General features: G+C 64.2%; 3 protein-coding genes. All 3 read right to left on the bottom strand.

Annotated features, from left to right (window positions below; all coding sequences use genetic code 11):
• Positions 1-320 (bottom strand): ATP-binding cassette domain-containing protein (locus tag EN925_RS34245; RefSeq protein WP_128337287.1); only part of this gene is annotated, 320 nt, incomplete at its 3' end.
• On the bottom strand, positions 320-1174 hold the full coding sequence (locus EN925_RS34240) for an ABC transporter ATP-binding protein (protein ID WP_024503389.1): 855 nt from the start codon (positions 1172-1174) through the stop codon (positions 320-322). The genes EN925_RS34240 and EN925_RS34245, both read right to left, overlap by 1 nt.
• Before the next feature lie 2 nt (positions 1175-1176).
• Positions 1177-1859 (bottom strand): ABC transporter permease subunit (locus EN925_RS34235; RefSeq protein ID WP_128337286.1); only part of this gene is annotated, 683 nt, incomplete at its 5' end.

Here is a 1859-nt window from a genome sequence, read left to right as displayed (position 1 = left end):
GGATTGAGCGATCCGTAGGGGTTCTGGAAGACGATCTGCACCTTGCGGCGCATCTCCTTGGTCAATCCGCCCTTGGCGATGTCGACCTTGTTGCCGTCGATGAACAATTCGCCCGATGTCGCCGGATCGATCAGCGTGATGATGCGGGCAAGCGTTGACTTGCCGCAGCCGCTTTCGCCGACAATGGCCAGCGTCTTGCCCTTGTCGACCTTGAACGAGACCCCCTTGACCGCGTGCACGGTACGCGGCCCGGTGAACAGGCCGCCGCCGATGTGGTAGTCGCGGACGATGTTCTTGCCTTCGAGAACCGTGGTGCTCATCAGGTGGCTCCCGCAGCAGAAGGCGCCGGCTCGAACATCATGTCGGAAACGGTCGGAAGCCGGTCGCCGACGGCGTTCTCCGGCAAGGCCGACAACAGCGCCCGCGTGTAATTGCTCTTTGGCGATTCAAACAGCGACAGCACGTCGGCCTCTTCCATCTTGCGGCCCTTGTACTGGACGATGACGCGGTCGGCGGTCTCGGCCACCACGCCCATATTGTGGGTGATCATGATCAGGCCCATGCCGTATTTGGCCTGCAGCGAAACCAGCAGATCGAGGATCTGCTTCTGGATGGTGACGTCGAGCGCCGTGGTCGGCTCGTCGGCGATCAGCAGTTTCGGATTGCAGGCAATGGCGATGGCGATCATGACGCGCTGGCACTGGCCGCCCGACATCTGGTGCGGGAAGGAACTCAGCCGCTCTTCAGGGTCGGCGATGCCGACCAGCTTCATCAGTTCGATGGCACGCGCCCGGCGCTGGGCGCGGTCCATGCCCATGTGGAAGCGCAACACCTCCTCGATCTGGAACCCGACGGTGAAGCACGGATTGAGGCTGGCGATCGGCTCCTGGAAGATCATCGAGATGTCCTTGCCGACGATCTTGCGCCGTTCGGACGGGCTGAGCTTCAGCAGATCGACGCCGTCGAAGGCCATGCGGTCGGCCTTGACGGTTGCCGTGTTGGGCAACAGCCCCATCACCGCCAGCATCGACACCGACTTGCCGGAGCCGGACTCGCCGACGATCGCCAGCACTTCGCGCGGCTCGATCGACAGGTCGATACCTTGCACGGCCATGAACGGTCCGGCCGCGGTGTCGAAGGAAACGGTGAGGTTCTTGATCTCGAGCAGAGGCATGCTCAGGACCTCTTCAGCTTGGGGTCGAGCGCGTCGCGCAGACCGTCGCCGATCAGGTTGATGGCAAAGACGGTGATCAGGATGGCGAGGCCAGGGAAGGTCACCACCCACCAGGCGCGCAGGATGAACTCGCGCGCTTCGGCCAGCATGGTGCCCCATTCCGGCGTCGGCGGCTGCGCGCCCATGCCGAGGAAGCCAAGGGCCGCCGCCTCGAGGATGGCGTTGGAGAAGGACAGCGTCGCCTGCACGATCAACGGCGCGATGCAGTTTGGCAGGATGGTGACCAGCATCAGCCTGAGATGGCTGGCGCCGGCGACCTTGGCCGAGACGACATATTCGCGGGTCTTTTCGGCCATCACGGCGGCGCGGGTGAGCCGGGCGAAATGCGGCTGCAGCACGAAGGCGATGGCGATCATGGCGTTGACGAGGCCGGGGCCAAGCACCGCGACCAGCACCAGGGCCAAGAGCAGCGACGGGAAGGCCAGGATGATGTCCATGATGCGCATGATCAGCGTGTCGACCCAGCCGCGGCAGTAGCCGGCGAGCAGGCCGAGGATGACGCCTGAAATCAGCGCTGACGTGACAACGACGAAGCCGATGGCGAGCGAGAAGCGCGAGCCGTAGATCAGGCGCGACAGCATATCGCGGCCGACGGCGTCGGTGCCGAGCAGGAACTGCGCATTGC

Source organism: Mesorhizobium sp. M7A.F.Ca.US.006.04.2.1 (genome assembly GCF_004022915.1).
GTDB classification, from domain to species: Bacteria; Pseudomonadota; Alphaproteobacteria; order Rhizobiales; family Rhizobiaceae; genus Mesorhizobium; species Mesorhizobium ciceri.
Note: the sequence above shows the minus strand (reverse complement) of the source record. Positions and strands in the feature narration are given on the sequence as shown.